The sequence below is a fragment of the Pseudomonas sp. VMV1 genome (assembly GCF_056790235.1).
This window is the reverse complement of the sequence record NZ_JBXGSE010000031.1, coordinates 1-2781: the sequence shown is the minus strand read 5'-3', so window position 1 is coordinate 2781 and position 2781 is coordinate 1. Positions and strand designations below refer to the sequence as shown.

Below are 2781 nucleotides of genomic sequence, written 5' to 3'. Positions count from 1 at the left end.
GTCCCGTGCGCATCCACAGAAAACGACTAGCCCCCATGACTTATCTGAATCAATCAATACTTCCCTGGCAGCCATACCGCAAACTTGGTACTTGAACGCCGAGCAAGTGCAACCATTACCAGAAGCCCATTAACCCTGTAACGAGTGAGGCACCGATAATAATAGTTGCAAAGACAAGAACCACTATTGTGATAACGCTACTGCTATTTAATTTTTTACTGCGCTCGAAAGGCATTGGATTGTATAAACCTTTCCATCGACCGAGCTGATCCAAAGCCCAAATATATAAAAAAGCGCTCAATCCAGAGCGCTCAATGGTGAAATACAGCTGGTCTATTTACGATAGCTCAATGGATCTGTCAGTAACGGAACTGTGCCACCAAACCTTGAAAAGAAATGGCGAGACGCGAAAGCTCTTGGCTGGATGCTGCTGTCTGCTGCGCGCCAGTCGCTGTCTGGGTGGCCAGATCCTGGATGTTTACTAGATTGCGATCCACTTCTCTTGCGACCTGAGCTTGCTCCTCAGCTGCGCTCGCGATGACCAGATTGCGTTCTTCGATTTCGGCGACGCCGGTGGCGATTCGATCCAGGGCCTCACCCGCTTGGTTAGCTCGCTGTTGAGTATCATCTGCCAAGGCTTTGCTTTTATGCATCGCACTGACCGCCTCCTCTGCGCTGGAGCGGACAGTGCTCATCATGCGCTCAATCTCACCGGTTGATCCTTGCGTCCGATGTGCAAGCGCCCTGACTTCATCGGCTACAACAGCGAAACCTCGTCCTTGCTCGCCGGCCCGCGCGGCCTCGATAGCTGCATTGAGCGCCAGCAGGTTCGTTTGTTCTGCAATACCGCGAATGACGTCCAATACCTGGCCGATCTCACGGATCTGAGTTTCTAGCGTTTGCACCTTTTGAGTCGAGTCATTGATCTCGCCGGCCATTTCGGTCATGGAGTGCGCCGCTTGCTGTACCTGGTGACGCCCATTCTGAGTTTCACGGCTCGTCTGCTGCGAGGCGCCAGAGGTGGTAGCGGCATTGCGCGCCACCTCTTCAACGGCTGCGGTCATCTCGTTGACGGCAGTAGCGGCCTGCTGCACTTCGCTATGCTGACGAAGCTGACCATTTGCCGTCTCTTCGGTAACCGCATGAAGTTCCTCAGCTGCCGCGGCCAATTGTGTCGCCGCGCTGTCCATTTGCTGGACAGTACTCTTCAGGCTGCTTTGCATGGAGCCTAGGGCCTGAAGCAGTTGGCCAGCCTCATCGGAACGGCTACTGAGGACGGGGTGAGTCAGGTCGCCCTTAGCGACGCGTTCGGCGCTGGCAACAGCCTCGCGGATCGGAGCGACGATGAGACGTGTAATGACAATGCCCAGTGCTACCGCACAGAGTATGGCAAGCCCCAAGCCGCCACCCAGGAGCCAAAATGCCCCTTGATAGGTACTGATCGCAGCGGCTCCTGCTTCGCGGCCTTGGCGTTGGTTGGATTCAACCATGATTTTGAATGACGCCATGGTCTTGCGATAGCTGGGCTGGGCCTGTTCGTCGATCACGCGAGACGCCCCAGCAACATCATTCGCTCTAAGCAGGCCTATGGCTGCGTCCACGCCCGCCAAATAACTTTTCCAATCCTGCTCGAACGCATCACCTGCCGCTTTTTCATCGCCCTCCAGTGGCGTTGCGCGATACGCGGAGAACGGCTTTTCCACCTCGCCCTGGTTGGCACGCAGTGACGTCGCTACGCGATCGCGTTCACTTTGAGGGGCGCCTCCGTAGGTCATCGACATCAGGCGGAAGAGGTCCCGGTTGTGAGCGATGACGTTGCTCTTGGCGTCGTTGAGCTGTGTGATTGACCTAAGATTATTGTTGAGCACCGAGTCCAGTAGGGAATTGAGTGTCACGATCCCCTTCATGCCCACGGCACCAATTCCAAGGGTAATCAGGGTGCAGAGGCCGAAAGCGATGGCGAGTTTTTTCGCTAGCGCGAGGTTGTTGAACCAGACCATGGGATGTCCTGCTTAAGTGGCTACGATATGGGTTTGAACCCTAGTGCCGCTGTAACGGCATGATTAAGCAGGACTTGATGACCGCTCGGCGGCATCAGCGATCCGGACCAGCTTGAAGGTGGCCTGAGTTCGGGTAAGCGTCAGGATGGCACCCAGCAGTTGGCCGATCACGATCTCGGTACCGGTTAGATAGAGCGTTTGCTCCCTAATCTCACCCCATGCCCTCACCTGATCCAACGTGCCATGCCGGGCTATGAACAGACTTCCAGCGATGATTCGACTCGTCAGCCCAAGGTCACCCGCCAAGGGGACCAAGTCATAAGCTGCCTCAGGGTCGAAAGAGAAGGGAAGATTCATGTGAGGGCGGGAGTCGACATCTGGAAAGCATCCAAGACAGGTCAGCGAAAGGCGTCAGCGATCGCCTTTTCGAGCGCGTCAAGCAACCACGGCTTTTGCAAATACACCACCTGTGCCGGTAGGTCTCGCCCAATTTCGTAGCCGTATCCCGTGGTCAGGACGGTTGGCAGATCGGGCCATCGACCGAGCAGTAGTTGGACCAAATCGGTTCCTTTGAGCTGCCCCGGCAAGAGTTGATCGGTGATGAGCAGGTCGGGCTTGCCCTCTTTAAGAATAGCCACCAACGCATCATCCGCATTATCGAAATAGGTGGCCTTTGCTCCGCGATCTGCAAAGAAGTCTTCAAGAATACTGCTAAGGGTATCGTTGTCTTCAACCACAACGATCCGGAAGCTCGACAGGTTAAGCATATGACCGCCAGCAC

Annotated in this window: 3 protein-coding genes and 1 pseudogene; all 4 read right to left on the bottom strand. The window is 55.4% G+C overall.

All coding sequences use genetic code 11. The features are described 5' to 3' along the window. Positions 1 to 359: 359 nt before the first annotated feature. Positions 360 to 1190: a methyl-accepting chemotaxis protein gene (locus ACUCV0_RS23985; RefSeq protein ID WP_482213924.1), complete on the bottom strand. Its 831-nt coding sequence runs from the start codon at positions 1188 to 1190 to the stop codon at positions 360 to 362. 27 nt (positions 1191 to 1217) lie between these two features. Beyond that, positions 1218 to 2000 (bottom strand): annotated as a pseudogene (locus tag ACUCV0_RS23980) (MCP four helix bundle domain-containing protein); the annotation flags it as partial. A gap of 63 nt (positions 2001 to 2063) precedes the next feature. Continuing rightward, complete coding sequence (locus ACUCV0_RS23975; protein ID WP_482213923.1) at positions 2064 to 2357, bottom strand: hypothetical protein; 294 nt, start codon at positions 2355 to 2357, stop codon at positions 2064 to 2066. A gap of 41 nt (positions 2358 to 2398) precedes the next feature. Then, positions 2399 to 2781 (bottom strand): response regulator (locus tag ACUCV0_RS23970; protein WP_482213922.1); only part of this gene is annotated, 383 nt, incomplete at its 5' end.